The following is a 20372-nucleotide window of genomic DNA, read 5'->3' on the forward strand; positions in this document are numbered from 1 at the left end:
AGTCCACTTGCACAACGAAAGTTTATATATGTTGGTTTAGAATACAAACTTAAACGTATTTTATCCTATCTTAGGTTATAAAAATTTATATCTATCATGTAACCATACCGTCATAAAAATATCATCTAATGGCGGCGTCCTCCTTCAACATTATACTAAAGGTTAAGCCGTGTTCAATTACACAAGCATCAGTCGTTTGGTGATGACGCCCGTTCTCGCCAGTCTTTTCATTCTTGTATTACTCAATGGTGCTTCAATTCTAAAATCGTTTTCTTTACTTAGCGCATTTGATGAGCTAGAAAACACGCTAGTTCAAGCTGAGCGAGACGTCAATACCACCCTTAGTACTTTCAAAACCCAAGTCCAAGAATGGAAAAATGTATTGCTGCGTGGCCACAAAAAAGAAGATAGAGAAAAGTACTGGGAGCGATTTAAACAGCGTGAAGCTGATATTACTCGGCAGTTCGACCTAATGCTATTAAGTGATGTGGTAAGTGATAGCGTGAAGTCTGATATCAGACAATTTAAAAAAGCGCATGCCGTGATGGCCGAAAAATATCGAGAAGGCTACAACGCATTTGTTAACTCAGGCTTTGACCCTAAAGTTGGCGATAGCTTTGTACGCGGTATTGATAGGGAGCCCGCTAAACTTTTATCAAGCATTGCATCAGAAATTGCTGCAGATTCTGCCCATGCAATAGCAGAGCTTAAAGCCAATACCCGCACTATGCTTTGGATCATATTATTGGCCGCTATTGCATTGTCTGTACTTTCAGTCGTGTATGTTGTTGCTCGCTTGCGCTCTCAAGTGATCAAACCAACAAAACAGGTTGCTGCGTGCATATCGAACTTGGCCAATAGCCGTTATGACTATGACTTAACATATTCAAGTGACCACGAACTAGGTATGTTGGCTGATTCCGCTCGCGCGTTGCAATACAAGCTGAAAGATTCTGTTGCACAGCTTCAACAGGCAGAGCGAGAAATGGAAAAGGCGTTTGGCACCCTTGGTAATGTTGGCCAATCTATCATGGAGGGCGCCAATGGACAGCGCGATGCATCGCGTTCGCTTGATAGCAGCACAGATAAACTCAAAGAGATTGTGCAAAATTTAGTGGCTATTACAGACCAAGTTGCTGTAGCTACCAATAACTCTGAAAAGAACGTGGCGAGTTGCTATGCCACGTTTGAAAGCGCTAATGCTGGCTTTAAGCAGCTAGCTAAAACGGTAACGGAATCTAGTAATATTGTGTCAGAACTGCAAAGCCGCAGTACAAATATCCTTAAAGTAGTGAACGTCATTAATGAAATTGCCGACCAAACTAATTTGTTAGCACTTAATGCAGCAATAGAGGCAGCGAGAGCAGGGGAGCACGGTCGTGGTTTCGCTGTAGTAGCAGACGAAGTGCGTGCGCTTGCAGCTAAAACGCAGCAGTCGACCAAAGAAATCAACGATATTTTGAGCAGCTTTGAAGCTGAAGCGAAAGGTGCGGTTGCGGCTATGTCTTCTGGCAAGCAGCTATCTGATACTAACGCAGCAGAGGCTGCTACGGCACTTGAAACCCTCAATAATGTGGTGAGAGATATTCAAGAAACGGCCAGCGTAGTGGTAGCGCTTAACGAAGCGGCAGATGAGCAAGAAGCGGTGCTTCAGCAGGTTGAACTGATTATAAGCAATGTAGTGACGTCATCAGAAAAATATCATCAGCTTGCGCAGCGTGATGACATGTCTCGTTCAATGAAAAGTATGTCAGAAAACGTTGAAAAGGTGGTTAACAGTTTGACCCGTTAACTGGGCTTTGTCAGTATTAGTACTAGCCCACAAAGATAATAACCTACTCAGCGAGCAATTATCTATTCGGATTGGTATAACGCGAAACATGAATGAAGGAGTGCATAAACAAGTCGCGCTCCTTTTCTTTTTGCTGATACCGATTTCATGCTCCCATAAACTAGTACAGATAATAATGACACCACCACTCGTATTTCACCCTATTTATAGCCAATTAGATCTTCCCGAGCGACATCGCTTTCCCATCGAAAAATATGTGGGCATTCGAGATGAGCTATTAAGGCGCGGTGTCGATAAAGCGCGCTTTATTACCCCGTCACCTGTCGATTTATCCTTTCTTACGGCCTATTACGATTCGGACTATGTCAATGCGCTCACTACCGGCGCACTAGACAAAAAAGCTATGCGCCGTATAGGCTTTCCTTGGTCACAGCAGTTAATTGAACGTACCCGAACCGCCGTTGCAGGCACTTGTTTAACAGCAAACCTTGCGCTAGAGCATGGAAAAGCCTTGAATTTAACAGGTGGGTATCATCATGCATTTTCGGACTTTGGTTCTGGTTTTTGTCTGTTCAACGATTTGTATTTAGCGGCAAAAACTATGCAGCAAACCCCTTCTATTGAAAATGTACTTATTGTCGACCTAGACGTGCATCAAGGCGATGGTACAGCCAAACTTGCTGAGAATGACCGAGATATCTTCACCTTATCAATTCACGGTGAAAAAAACTTCCCGCACAGAAAGCAGCGTTCCGACATTGATATAGGGCTTGAAAAGGGCGCCGAAGACGATGAGTATCTTACTACGCTTGAACAAGCGCTAACCATGGTGTTGAGACAGTTTCAACCCGACGCCATCATCTATGACGCCGGCGTTGATGTGCACGTAAACGACGATCTAGGACACTTAAATATATCTACTCAAGGTGTTTATGAAAGGGATAAGAAAGTCTTTGCGTTAGCTGAGCGTTTAGGCGTTCCAATCGCTGCGGTCATTGGTGGAGGGTATCAAAGGGATATTTCTGCGCTGGTGGATGTGCATATCCAGCTTTATCGTGCTGCGGGTGTAATTGATTAGCTGCGGCGAGTGGCAATTTTAAAAAGCGCGCTCAAACGGGATGTTTGCAGTGCGCGCTTTTTTTAAGCATGAGTATCTGTTTTACAAAAAGTGCAGCTGAAAACCGAGGCCAATGCGTTCCTGTGAACGGTTATAGTCGATGAGAGAGTCACCATAGCCGTTGAAGTACTGCAGCAGTAATTCATAGCGATCCGAAATAGGGTAGGTGAAGTCTAGCTGAATGCTGCCTCTGTTTTCGTCAAAATCCAGGTTGTTTCTCAGCAGCGCAAGCACTTTGAAAGCCCCAATTTTTCTGCCGTAACCAAATTCCATTCTGCCGTAGTAGTCTTGAATATCCGGGTTATCGTCCCCTGTCGGGTCAAGCGGGTCTGCTTTTTCATCTTCAGGAATACGATACCAAGTCTTAAAGTAGTAAATATCGTCGTTGTCACTGAATACTATTGATGCGAAAAGACGATTCCAGCTTCGAGAGCGAAGGCCGCTTTGTCCATTCGACATATGATTAAAACCGACTTGGAAGGTATTGAATTTGTAGCCAAGTACCGAATAATCAGCCGTTTCTTGCCAAAAGACTTCCGGTTCGTAATTGGTTTCGCGGAAGGGCTTCGATGCTTCATTGTTATAAAGCTGCCAGAAAGAGGTTAACGTAAAGCCAAAATACAGTCCGTCGAAGCCAGTATCTTCTACGTACAGTGGTAGCTTGGCACTTACCTGAAACTTAGCCTCTTTATTGTCTATGTTTTCTTCCGTTAATTCTTCATCACCGAATGTATTAGGGTTAGAAACATAAGTGATAGGAAGTAAATAGTTTTGTCTGTGCTGGGTAATAGCAAAAACATTGTCTAGCGCTTCTTTATCCCCTTCTAAACGATTGTCTAGCGCACTCTCTGTAGTAGTATCACGTTTAATGATATCAATCACTTCAATTCCGCTTTCATTTTGCGAAGTTTGACCGTTCTCGTCTTTAACAGTGTCTAGCTGTTCACTATTGTCGAGTTCTGAAGTTTGTTCGCTCATCACTTCTTGTGATTGTTGTGCGTACACAGGTGTACAAGCAGCAAACGCTGCCATAAATACAAAAGGCTTAAACACAGACACCTTTAATTCTCCGTTGCAAGGGGTTGTTATTATGCTTAACTGAAGTCCAGCGTTTGGCCTTCTGAAGATGCAAATACGTGTAAAGTAGACTCTGCCACTGTGACATAGTCATTACAGTGGGTTACGACATCATCTATATCGTCATCAGTGCGTTCTGGATCATGACTATATAACGCTAATTGTTTTACATGACTGGCCATGGCCAGTTTTACTGCTTCCTCTGCAACCGAATGGCCCCAGCCATTTTTTGCCGGCATGTCAGATAGCATGTACTGTGCATCATGAATAAGAAGGTCTGCACCCTGTGCAAATTTAGCAAAATCAATGAAATCTGTTTCTTTTTTGTAAGGAGGGTAGAGCTCGTTATCGGTGATGTAAGCGATCTTAGCACCGTCAGCCTCAATGCAGTAGGCGCTTCCGCTGCCAGGATGATTCATGGCCAAGCGAGTAATAGTCGCACTTTCAATGGTAAATGTATTCTCTGTTGCGGGATACTCAATAAGGCTTATGGAAGACTTTAACGCGCTTTTCGGGACGGGGAATAATGACCCTTCCATTTGCCTTAAAATTTGATCTGGTTCGTTGAGCTGGGTAAGGCCTGGGTAAATGTTTATTTCGCGCGATTCTTGGTAAATGGGCGCAAAAAAGGGAAAACCTTGAATATGGTCCCAATGGTTGTGACTTAACAAAAGGTGAATTGGCGTTGTTTTCTTAATTAACCGATCGCCAAGCAAACGGATACCTGTGCCTGAGTCGAAGATGATATCAGTACCATCCTCGAGCTCAATGTGAACGCATGCGGTGTTGCCACCATAACGAACGTAAGCTGCCCCCGGAGTGGGTATTGACCCTCTTACGCCATAAAAAGTTAACCGCATACGCCCTCATCTACTTATCTAATGGGCAAGTTCAGGTTTTAGAGAGCGGCTACAAAATCTTTTGCTGCGCTGAGATCTAATAACTGTTTCTCGCCAGTACGTCTATTTTTATATTCAACCTGTTGATTATCCAGATTTCTTTCACCAATGACAATGCTGTGAGGTATGCCAATTAATTCCATGTCATTGAACATTACACCCGGGCGCTCTTTCCTGTCGTCAAACAGCACTTCTACGCCAAGGGCAACAAGCTCTTCGTAAAGCGCTTCTGCAGCTTCTTTAATGCGGTGAGACTTGTGCATATTCATAGGTATTAATGCAATTTTAAACGGTGCAATAGGATCTGGCCACTTTATGCCAAATTTATCGTGATTTTGCTCGATAGCTGCAGCAACAATACGTGATACACCAATACCGTAACAGCCCATAGTAAGCGTCTGGTGCTTACCTGATTCACTAAGCACACCGCAATTCATAGCTTCTGAATATTTGCTGCCAAGTTGGAAGATATGACCCACTTCGATACCGCGCTTAATATCAAGTGTGCCTTTACCGTCAGGAGCCGCATCGCCAGCGACGACATTGCGAATATCTACCCCAGAAATATCATCAGACCAATTTACGTTGATGTTCATTTTACCGCCAGCGCCAGCGCCTGTTGTAAAATCTGCTAGCGCTGCAGCACTCGCATCCACGTAAGCTGGGATTGGAAGGTTAGTTGCGTCTGCAAAATAGGGTACTACACCAAGCACTTCTTTCGCTTTGTCGAATGACGCTTCAACCAGCGGGGTAGCAACACCTTCAATTTTCTCTGCTTTAACATCATTTAGTTCGTGGTCAGCGCGTAGTACTAATGCAACCCAGTTGTCTGCGTGTACTTCTTCGCCTTTGTCATCCGCAGCGTTCGCCGCTTTTACCACAACAACTTTCACGGCATTGGTTAAATCGGCATCGATACTTTTTAGTATTTTTTCGAAGTCTTTGCCTTTGGCATCTTTAGTTTCTACCGCTGCACCGGTTGCTTGTGCTTTTTCTGGCGCCACAGCGGCGGCCATTTCAACGTTAGCCGCGTAGTCGCTGCCTGATGAGAATGCAATGGCGTCTTCACCAGAGTCAGCTAGCACATGAAACTCATGAGAATGATTCCCACCGATTGAGCCTGAATCAGCAATTACTGCTCTGAAATCAAGACCCATGCGCGAGAAGATGTTGCAGTAAGCATCGTACATCTTTTGATACGTTTCTTCTAAACAGCTATCTTCTAAGTGAAAGCTGTATGCATCCTTCATGGTAAATTCACGACCGCGCATAATGCCAAAACGAGGACGAACTTCGTCGCGGAATTTAGTCTGGATTTGATACAGGTTCAGTGGAAGCTGCTTGTAGCTGCTTATTTCATTGCGCACAAGGGCTGTAACCACTTCTTCGTGAGTAGGGCCTAATACAAAGTCGCGCTGATGGCGGTCTTTAACGCGAAGCAGTTCCGGGCCGTATTCTTCCCAGCGCCCTGACTCTTCCCACAGGTCAGCAGGCTGAACAACGGGCATAAGCACTTCAATTGCGCCTGCTTTGTTCATTTCTTCACGAACAATATTGGCTACTTTATTAAGTACACGAAGACCTGACGGCAGCCACGTGTAAAGACCTGAGGCAAGCTTTCTGATCATACCAGCTCTCAGCATTAGCTGGTGGCTGATAACCTCTGCATCAGCAGGTGTTTCTTTCTGCGTGGCAAGCAAATATTGACTAGTGCGCATGTAAAGCAGGTATCCTGTTTTCAATGTATTAAGACTGTTTGTATGCTGGCCTTTTGCAATAAGTTGTACACATTATGTAATTTACGAAATTATTGCTAAATGCGTTAACTAAAGAGTGACCATCACACGTTTGGCGGTATTCTAATTAACTGTGAGCCATTTCGCCACAGACTGTTGACACTAAAAGTGCAATTATCCTAAATGAACGAGCTCAGTAACCCAAACGACATTATTTTTCAATTTAAAACCTACATCAATATCGTACAGGGTAACGCGATAGGTTTTCTCGTCGTTATCCAGTTTTTGTTTATACGCTGGGCGTGGGTCTTGCGCCAGCACTGCTGTAACTAAAGCGGTAAAGTCGCTGTACTTTTTGTCTATTTCAGAAAGCGTTGGCTTGAGCGTATCTAAGAACGCTACGTGGCGTTGGGGAATGGGGCTGATTTCGTCAAGCTTATCGCTCGCGTTTGGAACACTATCTGCGTAACCGATGTAAGGTTTAATATCGACAAGTGGCGTACCGTCTACTAAATCCACGCCTTCTACAAGTAAATGCGTTTTGCCGTTATCGTGCACTAGCCCTTTATTTTTCACAACAGACATGCCAATGCTGTTCGGTCGATGAGTGCTGCGAGTCGCTAATACACCCATAGTAGCATTGCCGCCTAGTCGAGGCGCCTTTACTGTATTTTTCCAACCGCGCTCAATATTCTGATGAAAGATAAAAAGCAGCCACAGATGACTATAACTTTCTATCCCCTTTAGCATATGGATATCGTTAAACCCTTCTTCAAAGGCAATTACCCCATGAGCTTTTGCTAAGTTAGGTTGCCTCGGGATGGCAAACTTTTGTTTGAAAGGCGTAGCGATAGTTGCGATTGTCGATACAGTAAATGAAGTTGGGGGAGTCACGGGGCTGCTTTAACCTAATTGAAAATAATTTTTGCTGTCATATTACTCTCATACTTAACAGGTAATGTAACAGTGCAAGTGAAAACTTGAACCAAATACAGCATTTTTTCGGTTCACGAATGGGATGTTTATTTGGGTTCCCTGGATTAATCCAACATTTTGGGCCTGAACAGTTATTGCACTAGGACTTTTTCTAGCACCAGTTTACAAAACTTGTGTGCATAGCAGAGCAAATAAAAACACTTGTGTTTTACTGCGCAGGCTTATCTTTTTTCATTGTTTCCAATGCGTTCTTAAAATAAGGGCAGCCTAGTGCCCGCGCCTTATCAATGTTATGACTGAATATCTTTTCCGCATCCTCTTCTTTTTTCATATAGCGAGTAATGTCTGCTTCGCGAATTAAATGTAAAAGCGGGTAGGGGGAACGGTTCGTGTAGTTTTCAGCATCGTTAGAATCGCTACCGTCAAACACATAGTCAGGGTGAAAGCTCGCGAGTTGATAGGTACCGCTGTACCCCCAGTCATGCAGCATATTATCGCCAATAGCTAGCACATCAAGATACTCATCAAAATCATCAAGGGTTGGATGTGTCAGTGCAATAAGCGTGGTGGCGGTGCTTTCGTTCTCTTCCAAGTGGCGAAGTTCATCGTACAAAGATTGAATAACGTCCCCTGCATCCCCCGCTACTACTTTACAACGAATTTGATTTGGTGTTCTTACATAGCGCGCAAAGGGGCAGAAATTGTGCTTTATCACAATATCATCAACCCACTTAAGCGTTGCATCAATTACGTGTTGTTCGCTCAACGGAGATATTGGTTCTGCCATAAAGAAGTTATTTAATTTAGTTCTGTATTTAAAGAGAGAGGGGAGTATAAAGCAAAAAGGCAGAAATTTAATTTCTGCCTTTAAAATTTGCGTGAATCTTAGTGCTTTAGGAATGAAACTTAACGTATGCCTCAAGCGTGTTTTCTATCAAACTTGCAACTGTCATAGGGCCGACACCGCCAGGTACAGGGGTTATCCAGCCTGCACGCTCTTTGGCTTTTTCAAAATCGACGTCGCCAATTAACGAGCCATCATTAAGACGATTAATGCCTACATCAATTACAATCGCGCCGGGTTTAACCCAATCGCCAGGTATAAAATTAGGTTTACCTACTGCTACGACAAGTAAGTCTGCACGCTGGACATGACTTTTAAGGTCTTGGGTAAACTTGTGGCAGGTAGTGACGGTGCAGCCTGCTAACAATAATTCAAGACTCATAGGGCGGCCTACAATATTAGATGCGCCTACTATAACCGCGTCTAAACCCTTAACAGGGCGTTTGGTAGACTCAATCATGGTCATGATGCCCTTAGGTGTACAAGGACGCAAAGCGGGAATACGTTGAGCAAGACGACCAATGTTATAGGGATGGAAGCCATCAACATCTTTATGAGGGTGAATACGCTCTAATACTTTCTCTGCGTTGAGACCTGCAGGTAGTGGAAGTTGCACAAGAATACCGTCTATCTCTTTATCTTCGTTGAGCTCATCCACTAAGTTAAGCAAGGTTTCTTCCGTAGTGTCTGAAGGAAGGTCGAAAGAGCGAGAAACAAATCCTACTTCTTCACAGGCTTTACGCTTATTTGAAACATAAACTTGAGAAGCGGCATCACTGCCTACGAGGACAACGGCGAGACCTGGCTGTCTTTTGCCTGCTTGGGTGAGTGACTCAACATAGGAGGTTACGTGTTGGCGAACTTGCTTGGCAATTAATTTGCCGTCAATAAGATGAGCGGTCATAGTCTTGTACGATTCTTATATGGTTGGGTGGTCAACAAGTGCCCTATATTGTTTCATAAAACAGGGGGTATACTCTAGCAATTATTAGATAGTAGTTATTGATTGCCATCGAACATCAATAAGTTGAACAAATAACTTTTCTCGTAATATCAATACGACAAACTCGTTTACGGGTTGCTCAGCGTGGTTAAAAGTAGCGAAATAGAAGCGGAATTGTACAAAAAAACATGATAATGAGTGCTTTGTGAGCGGTTGGCGATTTTATTTAAAAAAGTGTTTGACGAGGTGGGGGGATGTCAGTAATATTCGCACCCCGTAAAGGCACAGAGGCTTATGCGTCTTGGTCGATACGACAGTCGGTGAGTGGCGCAGCTTGGTAGCGCACTTGTTTTGGGTACAAGGGGTCGCAGGTTCAAATCCTGTCTCACCGACCACTTTTTGCAGCGAAGATTCGCCAAGCGCCCGTAGCTCAGCTGGATAGAGCAACGGCCTTCTAAGCCGTGGGTCGCAGGTTCGAATCCTGCCGGGCGCGCCATGCGAGTCAGGTAGGTCCTGATAGCAAGGCAGAATTTTTGTATCTATATTGCTAATATAAAGCTTGTAGATTGCAACACACCCTATGGTGGGCGTAGCTCAGTTGGTAGAGCCCCGGATTGTGATTCCGGTTGTCGTGGGTTCAAGTCCCATCGTCCACCCCACTTTTAGCGGAAGTGGTGGAATTGGTAGACACGCTGGATTTAGGTTCCAGTGCTTCACGGCGTGAGAGTTCAAGTCTCTCCTTCCGCACCATATTTTCAAGCTTTTTTAAAAGCTTACCTTAAGCATTCCTGTCGGTGAGTGGCGCAGCTTGGTAGCGCACTTGTTTTGGGTACAAGGGGTCGCAGGTTCAAATCCTGTCTCACCGACCATTTATGCTTATTTGACTTAGCAATAATTCATAGCTCAGCGAGTAAACCAAAGAGTGTTGAATCAAAGTCAAACCAGACTATCGAGCAGTAAAGTGAGATCCTGACAGTTCGATAGTTGTTTATGTGTTTATCAATTCACACGTAGACAAACACAGGATTACTATGGTGGGCGTAGCTCAGTTGGTAGAGCCCCGGATTGTGATTCCGGTTGTCGTGGGTTCAAGTCCCATCGTCCACCCCACTTTTTTGCGGAAGTGGTGGAATTGGTAGACACGCTGGATTTAGGTTCCAGTGCTTCACGGCGTGAGAGTTCAAGTCTCTCCTTCCGCACCATATTCTTGAGACTTTCTAAGAGTCTTTAAAGAGATATCTATATCGGTGAGTGGCGCAGCTTGGTAGCGCACTTGTTTTGGGTACAAGGGGTCGCAGGTTCAAATCCTGTCTCACCGACCATTATTTCTTATTTTTTCTTTTGTCCTCTTCAAATAGCGTCCCAAACCGCTAGTCAAAGTCGTTTTTCAATCTATTTTTCTTACTAGTTTCGCAATTTGCTTAAAATGCGTTCGATTGGTTGTTACAAACTTGTGTTTCCCTCTCGACTCTTGTGGTGTGCGGCTGTATACTACCGCGTCTTTTTTTAACCAGTACGTTTGTTTCAGGTTGGCTTTGTGGCACGATTTTGTGTCCTAACTTTGATTTTATAAACGTCGAATAACGACCTTCTACCCCGGAGTGATATGCAATTAATGCGTGACGGGAGAGGGGATTGAGAACAAAACGCCTATAGAGGCGTATAGTTGAGGTAACATAATGCAAGTTTCAGTCGAGACGACCCAGGGTTTAGAACGCCGTCTTACTATCACCGTTCCATCTGACACGGTTGATTCAGCAGTTAAGTCACGCCTACAGCAGTTGGCAAAAACACAACGCATCAACGGCTTCCGTCCAGGTAAAGTTCCTGTAAGCGTAATCAAAAAGCGTTTCGGCCAGGCAGTTCGCCAAGAAGTTGCTGGCGATGTTATGCAGCAAAACTTCTACCAAGCAGTCATTCAAGAAAAGATTCAGCCTGCTGGTATGCCAAAGTTTGAACTGACCAAAGACGAAGACGGTCAGGACCTAGAATTTGTAGCATCTTTCGAAGTTTACCCAGAAGTAGAAGTGAAAGGTGTTAGCGATATCGAAATCGAAAAGCCAGTAGTAGAAATTACTGACAAAGATCTTGATAACATGATGGAAACGCTTCAAAAGCAGCACGCATCTTGGAAAGAAGTTAAGCGTAAAGCGAAGAAAGACGACAAAGTTATCATCGATTTCGTTGGCTCTATCGACGGTGAAGAGTTCGAAGGTGGAAAAGCAGAAGATTTCGCACTAGAACTTGGCAAAGACCGCATGATCCCAGGTTTCGAGAAGCCACTAGTTGGCGCGAAAGCGGGTGAAGAAGTAACTATCGAAGTTACTTTCCCAGAAGATTACCATGCTGAAAACCTAAAAGGTAAAGACGCAGTTTTCCAAGCTACAGTTAAGAAAGTAGAAGGTCTGGATCTTCCAAAAGTTGACGAAGAGTTTGCTAAGCTATTCGGTGTTGAAGAAGGCGGCGTTGACGCACTTAAAGCTGAAGTTCGTAAGAACATGCAGCGTGAGCTAGACCAAACGCTTAAAGCACAAGTTAAAGAAGACGTAATCTCTAAACTTGTTGAAGCTAACGAGATTGATATTCCTCAAGCGCTTATCGATCAAGAAGTAAACGCGCTACGCGAGCAAGCGAAGCAACGTTTCAGCCAACAAGGCGGTGGTCAGAACCTTCCAGACCTTCCTGCGGAACTGTTTACTGACAACGCTAAGCGTCGCGTATCTATTGGTCTACTTCTAGGTGAAGTAATCAAAGAAAACGAACTAAAAGCAGACGAAGCTAAAGTTAACGAGATGATCGAAACTGCAGCTTCTGCGTATGAAGATCCACAAGAAGTTGTTGACTACTACAACAACAATCAAGAGCTTATGCAGCAAATGCAAAACGTTGCGCTAGAAGAACAAGCGATTGAGTGGGTTCTTGAGCAAGCAAAAGTTACTGAAGTAACTAAAGCTTTTGACGAGGTTATGAACAAACAGGCGTAATTTTTTACTGTCTGATTGACAATACTTGTCAGCAACTGCTTAAATGCTCGGAGCCTTCCGAGCATTTTTGTTTTTAACGCTAGATAATCAAGGTAGCTATGACTAATACCCCGTTTGACCCAATGAATGCACTTGTTCCTATGGTTGTTGAGCAAACCTCAAAAGGTGAGCGCTCATACGACATTTACTCTCGTCTTTTAAAAGAAAACGTAATTTTCTTAGTAGGGCAAGTTGAAGATCACATGGCCAACCTCATCGTTGCTCAAATGTTGTTCTTAGAAGCTGAAAACCCAGAGAAAGATATTTTCCTATACATTAACTCGCCGGGCGGGTCAGTGACTGCTGGTATGGCAATCTATGACACAATGAGATTTATCAAGCCAGACGTGAGCACAGTGTGTATGGGCCAAGCTGCGAGCATGGGCGCATTTCTACTCTCTGCAGGAGCAAAAGGTAAGCGTTATTGTCTACCTAACTCTCGCGTTATGATTCACCAACCTCTTGGTGGTTTCCAAGGTCAGGCATCTGATTTTGAAATACATGCGAAAGAAATTCTGTCTATTAAAGAGAAGTTGAATCGCCTAATGGCAGACCATACTGGTCAAGACTATGAAAAAGTCGCGCGCGACACAGACCGTGATAACTTTTTAAGTGCAACAGAGGCAAAAGATTACGGCCTGGTTGACCAAGTTTTAGCAAATCGATCTGACGTAGCCGGAACTAAGTAGTATAGTTATAGATGACCCGGGCCAGTGCATAGCACGAATTTGGTTTTCGGCTCGGGTAAGGCAGAGGCAAAAGTAATGAGTGATAAGCAAAGCGGTGACGGTGATAACAAGCTACTGTACTGTTCGTTTTGTGGCAAAAGCCAACACGAAGTAAGAAAGTTAATAGCAGGCCCGTCGGTATTCATTTGCGACGAGTGTGTTGAGTTATGTAACGATATCATTCGCGAAGAAATTAAGGAAATCGCGCCTAAGCAAAAGCAGGACGCTTTACCTAAACCAACTGAAATTCATGCTCATCTTGACGATTATGTTATCGGCCAAGAACATGCGAAGAAGGTACTATCAGTAGCGGTTTATAACCACTACAAGCGTTTGCGCAATGGCGATGTTCACGAAGGCGTTGAACTAGGCAAAAGTAACATTCTGTTAATTGGCCCTACAGGTAGTGGTAAAACACTATTAGCAGAAACGCTTGCACGTTTACTTGACGTGCCGTTCACAATGGCTGACGCAACCACGCTGACGGAAGCGGGCTATGTGGGTGAAGATGTTGAGAATATTATTCAAAAACTACTTCAGAAGTGTGATTACGACGTAGAGAAAGCACAGCGCGGTATTGTTTACATTGACGAAATCGACAAGATCTCTCGTAAGTCTGACAATCCATCAATTACCCGTGACGTATCGGGTGAAGGTGTTCAGCAAGCGCTTCTTAAGTTGATTGAAGGTACGGTTGCGTCGGTTCCTCCGCAAGGTGGACGTAAGCACCCTCAGCAAGAGTTTTTGCAAGTTGATACTTCAAAAATACTGTTTATCTGTGGTGGTGCGTTTGCGGGCCTCGATAAAGTTATCGAGCAGCGTGCGCAGAAAGACACAGGTATTGGGTTTGGTGCTACGGTTAAATCTAAAGACAACAGTAAGCAAATCAGCGAACTGTTCAAACAGGTTGAACCTGAGGACTTAGTGAAATATGGGTTAATTCCAGAATTCATTGGTCGTCTGCCGGTAGTAACCAGTCTTGAAGAGTTGAACGAAGAGGCGCTAATTCAAATTTTACGTGAACCTAAGAATGCAATCACCAAACAGTATGGTGCATTGTTCTCTATGGAAGACGTAGAACTTGAGTTCCGTGACGATGCGTTAAATGCTATTGCGAAAAAAGCAATGGAACGCAAAACCGGTGCTCGAGGCCTTCGCTCAATTGTTGAAGCGGTTTTGCTTGATACCATGTACGATCTTCCTTCAATGGAAGACGTTAGCAAGGTTGTTATCGACGAAACGGTTATTCGTGGTGAATCGAAACCTATTTTGATTTACGACAGCAATGAGAAAAAGGCCGCATCTGAATAGATGTTAGCTTGATTCAAAAAAGGTCCTGCGGGACCTTTTTTTGTTTCTAAAGGTTGATAATTGGTCGTAAGTAACCTCTTGATAACTGACAGCAACTGATGAAGTAATATCGAAGGTGGTTGATATTTAAGCGAACACAAGCAGTAAAGCTATCCTTTCTACTAGAATTATTAGTTTTGTGTTGCCATTCGGTGCAAAATCGATAATGGTTATATTAAGGTCGACTGGCCCTAGAGCAGGGAAGGTAAGGTTAAGGAATTAACACACTTTAATAAGTTTCGATTGAACTTTGCTCTTGCATCCCCATATAAAAATGACATTTCAAACTAATTGAGAACAAGTATGACAGTTGAGCGTGAAAATCGCATTGAAATTCCTGTGCTTGCCTTGCGGGACGTGGTTGTTTACCCGCATATGGTCATACCCCTATTTGTTGGGCGTGAGAAATCAATCCGTTGCCTTGAAGCGGCAATGGATAATGACAAACAAATTTTTCTAGTAGCACAAAAAGACGCGGGCGTTGATGAGCCTGAAGCAGACGATATTTACACTGTAGGTACCATTGCTACTATCCTACAGCTTTTAAAGCTTCCTGACGGTACTGTAAAGGTACTTGTAGAGGGTAGCGTACGTGGTGCAATCGAAAGCTATAAACAATCAGAGCCTTTCTTTGTCGCTAACGTTGATAAGTTAGAAGATGAAGGCATTGATGAGAGTGAGCAAGAAGTCTTGATTCGCTCTGCAGTCTCACAGTTTGAAGGCTATGTGAAACTCAATAAGAAAATCCCGCCAGAAGTACTGACTTCACTTAATGGGATTGAAGATGCGGCGCGTCTAGCAGATACCATGGCTGCGCACATGCCTCTAAAGCTTACTGAAAAGCAAAAAGTGCTAGAAATGCAGGGTGTTAATGAGCGCCTTGAGTATTTGATGGCACTGATGGAAGGGGAAATTGATTTGCTGCAGGTGGAAAAGAAAATTCGCACCCGCGTTAAAAAGCAAATGGAAAAAAGCCAGCGCGAATATTATTTGAATGAGCAAATGAAAGCCATTCAAAAAGAATTGGGTGAGTTAGACGATGCGCCCGATGAGTTCGAGGCACTATCTAAAAAGATTGCCGACGCGAAAATGCCGAAAGAGGCAGAAGATAAGGCGAAAGCTGAACTTCAAAAGTTAAAAATGATGTCACCGATGTCAGCAGAAGCTACTGTTCTTCGAAGCTACATTGATTGGCTTACTAGTGTTCCTTGGAATAAGCGCTCGCCGGTGAAGAAAGATCTTTCACGGGCTGAAGATGTGCTTAACGAAGACCATTACGGCCTAGAAAAGGTAAAAGAACGTATTCTTGAATACCTAGCGGTTCAGCAGCGTGTTAAAAAGCTTAAAGGCCCAATTCTATGTCTTGTGGGGCCTCCAGGTGTAGGTAAAACCTCGCTTGGCCAGTCTGTCGCTAAAGCGACGGGACGTAAATATGTCCGTATGGCCTTGGGCGGCGTGCGAGACGAGGCCGAGATACGTGGTCACCGTCGTACCTACATAGGCTCACTGCCGGGTAAACTCGTTCAAAAAATGGCGAAAGTCGGGGTTAAAAACCCACTATTCTTGCTTGATGAAATCGATAAGATGTCATCAGACATGCGAGGAGATCCAGCGTCAGCCTTGCTAGAGGTACTTGACCCTGAGCAGAACAACAGCTTTAGCGACCATTATTTAGAAGTTGATTACGATCTATCTGACGTTATGTTCGTCGCAACCTCTAACAGCATGAATATCCCTGGTCCGTTGCTTGACCGTATGGAAGTAATTCGACTGTCTGGTTATACCGAAGACGAAAAGCTTAACATTGCGAAGAACCATTTAATTGGTAAGCAAATGGAGCGCAACGGCCTTAAAGCGAAAGAGCTTGAGATTACAGATTCTGCTGTCATCGGCATGATTCGTTACTACACACGCGAAGCGGGTGTTAGAAGCTTAGAGCGTGAAGTGTCTAAGGTATGCCGTAAAGCGGTTAAAGATATCTTACTTACGAAAAGCAAAGATAAGGTGGTTGTTACTCAAGATAATCTTAAAGACTATCTTGGTGTTCAGCGCTTCGACTACGGCAAAGCCGACAAAGACAACCAAATCGGTCAAGTTACCGGTTTAGCTTGGACGCAAGTTGGTGGCGACCTACTGACCATTGAAACCACATCGGTTCCAGGTAAAGGAAAAATGACTTCTACAGGCTCTTTGGGCGATGTCATGCAGGAGTCAATTAAGGCAGCGATGACAGTGGTAAGAAGTCGCGCTGAAAAGCTTCGCATTAATAACGACTTTTATGAAAAGCGTGATATTCATGTGCACGTTCCTGAAGGTGCAACACCAAAAGATGGCCCAAGCGCAGGTATTGCAATGTGTACCGCTTTAGTATCTTCACTAACAGGTAACCCAGTGAAGTGTGATGTTGCCATGACGGGTGAAATTACTCTTCGCGGTGAAGTACTTGCTATTGGTGGTCTAAAAGAAAAGTTACTTGCAGCACACCGTGGTGGCATCAAAACCGTGGTTATTCCAAAGGACAACGAGCGTGATCTGGAAGAAATTCCAGACAATGTGAAGAAAGATTTATCAATTCACCCGGTTAAATGGATTGATGATGTTCTTGATATTGCGCTTCAGGAGCCTGTTGAAAGTTTCGAAGTGGTTAAAAAGTAACTTACACGTATAGCTGCATACCTTTAATTTTAAAGGCGTGCAGCCTTGTTTTTGCTATAAAAATGCAATAATTGACTAAATTATGCGCATTAGACGAAAGAAAAGCTTATTTTTTTGAAAATAGGGCTTTCATGTCGCAAAAGTTGTGTTACCTTTAAGTGGTATTCGCTTGAAGCCTTGCCACAAAAGGGATTGCAGCGATTCATTTAAAAAGTTAATTATTTGTGACTGAAGCTTGATGTTAACGATCAAGCTTGCTATAACGTTCAAGCAAAATCGTTTTGGACAAACAGTATAATAACAATCGAAGGGGATCTAATTGTGAACAAGTCTCAACTTATCGACCAAATCGCTGCTGGTGCAGACATTTCTAAAGCAGCTGCTGGCCGCGCTCTTGACGCATTCACTGACTCAGTAACTGCGGCGCTAAAAGACGGCGACCAAGTTGCACTAGTAGGCTTTGGTACTTTCTCAGTTCGCGAACGTTCAGCTCGCAGTGGTCGTAACCCACAAACTGGTGAGACTATTCAGATTTCAGCAGCGAAAGTTCCATCTTTCAAAGCTGGTAAAGCACTGAAAGACGCTTGTAACTAAGCAAAAAAATTATAGAAAAAGGCGATGGCTAGTCCATCGCCTTTTTTATTTCTAAAGCAAAGAATTCAATATTGGGGTCAGAGTAACGACTCTGACCCCAATATTTCAAGAGTAAGAATTTCCCCTTTAGGCATGCCGATTTTCATACATGTCAGAGAAACGCCTTAACTTGACGAAAGACATTACAAATAGTTTGTTTTGGCGTTTATATTCGGCGGCATTGGGTTATAATCATCGCTTATTTTACCTTGAGCTCGCCCGCAAGTGATGGGTTAGGGTAATTGTAGTAAGCAACGGAGTTGAAGAACAATCATGCTAGAAAGAATCAGAGAAGGTTCTCAAGGCCCTTGGGCGATGGCGATTATTGCGCTTATCGTTTTAAGTTTCGTATTCGCAGGTGTAGGTAGCTACCTAACATCATCAGGCACTACAGCAGTAGCAACTGTAAACGGCGAAGAAATTTCGGCACAAGAACTAGAACGTGCATACCAAAACCAGCGTGCACAAATGGAGTCACAGTACGGCGAAAGCATCGCGCAGCTTTTCTCTAGCGAAGAATATCTCGCAGATTTTAGAAAAAATGTACTGGACAGACTTATTGCTGAAAAACTGATTCAGCAACAAGCTACCGATATGGGCTTGCGCGTAAGCGATGAACAAATTCGTGAAACGATAGTGCAAATGCCTGAATTTCAGTTTGGTGGTCAGTTTGATAACGAGCGTTTCCAAGCTATTCTCCGTCAAAATGGTTTTCAAGTTGCAAACTTTCGCGACTACCTAAGAACGCAGATGACTCAGAATCAATTGGCTGCAGCGTTAACGAATTCTTCATTTTCTCTAGACGGTGAAGTGCAGCAGGCTAATGCCCTTCAACGTCAAACTCGTGATGCGAAATACGTATTAGTGAGCTCTGACGAATTTGCCAGTTCTATCGAAGTAACAGATGCTGATGTAGAAGCGTTCTACAATAACAATATTGCCTCTTTCGATACTGAAGAGCAGGTGAAACTGGCTTATGTAAAACTAAGTGTTGAAGATCTAAAAGGTCGCGTTTCTGTAGATGAAGAAGCAGTACGTACCTATTATGACAATAACCTAGGAAGCTATGGTACTGAAGAGGAACGCCGAGTTTCACACATCCTTATCGAAGCAGGTGACGACCAAGACGCTGCGAAAGCAAAAGCAGAGTCATTGAAAACTGAGCTTGATAACGGTGCCGACTTTGCAGTGCTTGCTGAAGAAAACTCTGACGACACATTCTCAGCTGAGAACGGCGGTGACCTAGATTTCATTACACCTGAAATGATGGATCCAGCGTTCGACGAAGCAGCGTTTGCTTTAGAAAACGTCGGTGATGTATCTGACGTTGTTGAGACCGAGTTTGGCTTTCACATCATTAAGCTAACAGATTTAAAAGAAGCGCAAGTAAAATCATTCGATGAAGTGGCTAGCGAGATTCGCGATACCCTTCTTTACGATGCGGCAATGGAGAAGTATTTTGAGCTTCAAAATACCTTAGCTGAAATTGCGTTTGAGGTGCCAGATACGCTTGAAGATGCAGCTAATGCTGTAGATCTACCTATACAAGAGTCTGTGCTTTTCAGCCGAAATACGGCGCCTGCGGAGCTAAGCTTCCCCGGCTTGCTGGATGTTGCTTTCTCATCAGAGTTAGTTGAAGAAGGCCTTAACAGCGACATCGTTGAACTTGATGACGAGACGGTAATTGTTGCACGTGTTATCGAACATCAACCACAACGCACTCAGTCGCTAGATGAAGTTCGCGAGGGAATTGAAGCATCAGTAAAAGCTGAAAAAGCGAAAGAAGCAGCAGAAGCTTGGGCCTTTGACATCGCACAAAAAGTACGCGCAGAAGAAAATGTTGAAAGCGAACTTGCAGAAAAATCTGTAGCTTGGGAAACGGCAGCAGCAGTGCCAAGATCAGGTGGTACACTGGCTCGTGCATTGGTTGACACGCTTTTCTCACTGGGTCTTGAAGGTGAAGATAAAGTTGACGTAGCAACAACAGTTAACGGTGATGTTGCAGTTGTAATGCTAGAAGGCGTAAATGCTGCTCCTGAACTTGAAAACGAGCTAGGTGAAAGCCTGAAACAGCGTCTTGCTCAAGTACAAGGTCAACGCGTTTATCAGCAGTATATCGATGCACTTCGCGCAAATGCTGAAGTGACTATTTCAGAGTCATTGTAAGTAGCTTGAGCCACTCGATGGTAGGGTGGTAACAATAAGAAATAGTGAAAAGCCAGCTTTTTAATCAAAGCTGGCTTTTTTGATCGCTTAACTTATTTTGCTAAGTGGTTATTTAATTGGTGCTGCACAGCATAATCAATGCTGTGGTAAATTTACTTGCTAATCTCACAGGCTGCATAGGGTTAGTGCGAAGAGATAGACTTTATGGCAAAAAAGAGCTAATGCGTTAAAAACAGCAAGAGTGTATAAAACGCAGCAATAACTCCGGATAGCACGAATATGTAAAGAAACCCCTGCTTGCCTTGTTCAAGAGTATATTTATTGGCTTGCAAATAACCAAACCAAAGTAATGACAAGATAAGGGGTATTAAAACAATTATTTTTAACACAGTACTGCCTTCTTATAAGTTGTGGCCTATTTATAACAATGTGTGGAGCTATAGACAAATATTAGGGAGGCCGGTCGAAACTTC

General features: G+C 43.7%; 14 protein-coding genes and 8 tRNA genes. 16 read left to right on the forward strand and 6 right to left on the reverse strand.

Annotated elements, in window-relative coordinates:
• Positions 1-169: 169 nt before the first annotated feature.
• Both ACYX4N_RS08040 and ACYX4N_RS08045 read left to right on the forward strand, forming a co-directional pair.
• Positions 170-1792: a methyl-accepting chemotaxis protein gene (locus ACYX4N_RS08040; RefSeq protein WP_476056198.1), complete on the forward strand. Its 1623-nt coding sequence runs from the start codon at positions 170-172 to the stop codon at positions 1790-1792.
• Positions 1793-1967: 175 nt separating this feature from the next.
• Positions 1968-2870 (forward strand): histone deacetylase family protein, encoded by a 903-nt coding sequence (locus tag ACYX4N_RS08045; RefSeq protein WP_476056199.1) that lies wholly within the window; start codon positions 1968-1970, stop codon positions 2868-2870.
• A gap of 81 nt (positions 2871-2951) precedes the next feature.
• Here the strand turns inward: ACYX4N_RS08045 and ACYX4N_RS08050 are convergent, their stop codons facing one another.
• From ACYX4N_RS08050 to folD, 6 genes are all read right to left on the reverse strand, one after another.
• On the reverse strand, positions 2952-3968 hold the full coding sequence (locus tag ACYX4N_RS08050) for a phospholipase A (protein WP_476056200.1): 1017 nt from the start codon (positions 3966-3968) through the stop codon (positions 2952-2954).
• 35 nt (positions 3969-4003) lie between these two features.
• The gene (locus ACYX4N_RS08055) at positions 4004-4846 is read right to left on the reverse strand and encodes an MBL fold metallo-hydrolase (RefSeq protein ID WP_474805734.1); all 843 of its coding nucleotides are present in this window, start codon (positions 4844-4846) and stop codon (positions 4004-4006) included.
• A 38-nt stretch (positions 4847-4884) separates the two neighbouring features.
• Positions 4885-6603 (reverse strand): proline--tRNA ligase, encoded by a 1719-nt coding sequence (locus tag ACYX4N_RS08060; RefSeq protein WP_474855460.1) that lies wholly within the window; start codon positions 6601-6603, stop codon positions 4885-4887.
• Between the two features lie 192 nt (positions 6604-6795).
• On the reverse strand, positions 6796-7515 hold the full coding sequence (tsaA, locus tag ACYX4N_RS08065; RefSeq protein ID WP_476056201.1) for a tRNA (N6-threonylcarbamoyladenosine(37)-N6)-methyltransferase TrmO: 720 nt from the start codon (positions 7513-7515) through the stop codon (positions 6796-6798).
• A gap of 250 nt (positions 7516-7765) precedes the next feature.
• Positions 7766-8344: a DUF1415 domain-containing protein gene (locus ACYX4N_RS08070; RefSeq protein WP_476056202.1), complete on the reverse strand. Its 579-nt coding sequence runs from the start codon at positions 8342-8344 to the stop codon at positions 7766-7768.
• A gap of 106 nt (positions 8345-8450) precedes the next feature.
• Entirely contained in the window at positions 8451-9305 is an 855-nt protein-coding gene (gene folD, locus ACYX4N_RS08075; RefSeq protein ID WP_118493308.1) for a bifunctional methylenetetrahydrofolate dehydrogenase/methenyltetrahydrofolate cyclohydrolase FolD, read from the reverse strand.
• Positions 9306-9662: 357 nt separating this feature from the next.
• Here folD and ACYX4N_RS08080 point away from each other — a divergent pair.
• From ACYX4N_RS08080 to ACYX4N_RS08145, 14 genes are all read left to right on the forward strand, one after another.
• Positions 9663-9739, forward strand: a tRNA-Pro gene (locus tag ACYX4N_RS08080).
• A 24-nt stretch (positions 9740-9763) separates the two neighbouring features.
• A tRNA-Arg gene (locus tag ACYX4N_RS08085) sits at positions 9764-9840 on the forward strand.
• An 87-nt stretch (positions 9841-9927) separates the two neighbouring features.
• Positions 9928-10003, forward strand: a tRNA-His gene (locus ACYX4N_RS08090).
• Between the two features lie 6 nt (positions 10004-10009).
• Positions 10010-10094, forward strand: a tRNA-Leu gene (locus tag ACYX4N_RS08095).
• Positions 10095-10136: 42 nt separating this feature from the next.
• A tRNA-Pro gene (locus ACYX4N_RS08100) sits at positions 10137-10213 on the forward strand.
• A gap of 165 nt (positions 10214-10378) precedes the next feature.
• Positions 10379-10454 (forward strand) — tRNA-His (locus ACYX4N_RS08105).
• 7 nt (positions 10455-10461) lie between these two features.
• Positions 10462-10546: transfer RNA gene (locus ACYX4N_RS08110), tRNA-Leu, on the forward strand.
• 43 nt (positions 10547-10589) lie between these two features.
• A tRNA-Pro gene (locus ACYX4N_RS08115) sits at positions 10590-10666 on the forward strand.
• Between the two features lie 357 nt (positions 10667-11023).
• Positions 11024-12328: a trigger factor gene (gene tig / locus ACYX4N_RS08120; protein ID WP_118493310.1), complete on the forward strand. Its 1305-nt coding sequence runs from the start codon at positions 11024-11026 to the stop codon at positions 12326-12328.
• Positions 12329-12426: 98 nt separating this feature from the next.
• Complete coding sequence (clpP, locus tag ACYX4N_RS08125) at positions 12427-13056, forward strand: ATP-dependent Clp endopeptidase proteolytic subunit ClpP (RefSeq protein WP_118493312.1); 630 nt, start codon at positions 12427-12429, stop codon at positions 13054-13056.
• A gap of 75 nt (positions 13057-13131) precedes the next feature.
• Positions 13132-14406: an ATP-dependent protease ATP-binding subunit ClpX gene (clpX, locus tag ACYX4N_RS08130; RefSeq protein WP_269917387.1), complete on the forward strand. Its 1275-nt coding sequence runs from the start codon at positions 13132-13134 to the stop codon at positions 14404-14406.
• A 342-nt stretch (positions 14407-14748) separates the two neighbouring features.
• Positions 14749-17100: an endopeptidase La gene (lon, locus tag ACYX4N_RS08135; RefSeq protein WP_476056203.1), complete on the forward strand. Its 2352-nt coding sequence runs from the start codon at positions 14749-14751 to the stop codon at positions 17098-17100.
• 321 nt (positions 17101-17421) lie between these two features.
• On the forward strand, positions 17422-17694 hold the full coding sequence (gene hupB, locus ACYX4N_RS08140; RefSeq protein WP_012518978.1) for a nucleoid-associated protein HU-beta: 273 nt from the start codon (positions 17422-17424) through the stop codon (positions 17692-17694).
• A gap of 312 nt (positions 17695-18006) precedes the next feature.
• Positions 18007-19899, forward strand: coding sequence for a SurA N-terminal domain-containing protein (locus ACYX4N_RS08145; protein WP_476056204.1), 1893 nt, complete (start codon positions 18007-18009; stop codon positions 19897-19899).
• Positions 19900-20372 lie beyond the last annotated feature (473 nt).

This window comes from Alteromonas sp. ABH4_452 (genome assembly GCF_056311825.1).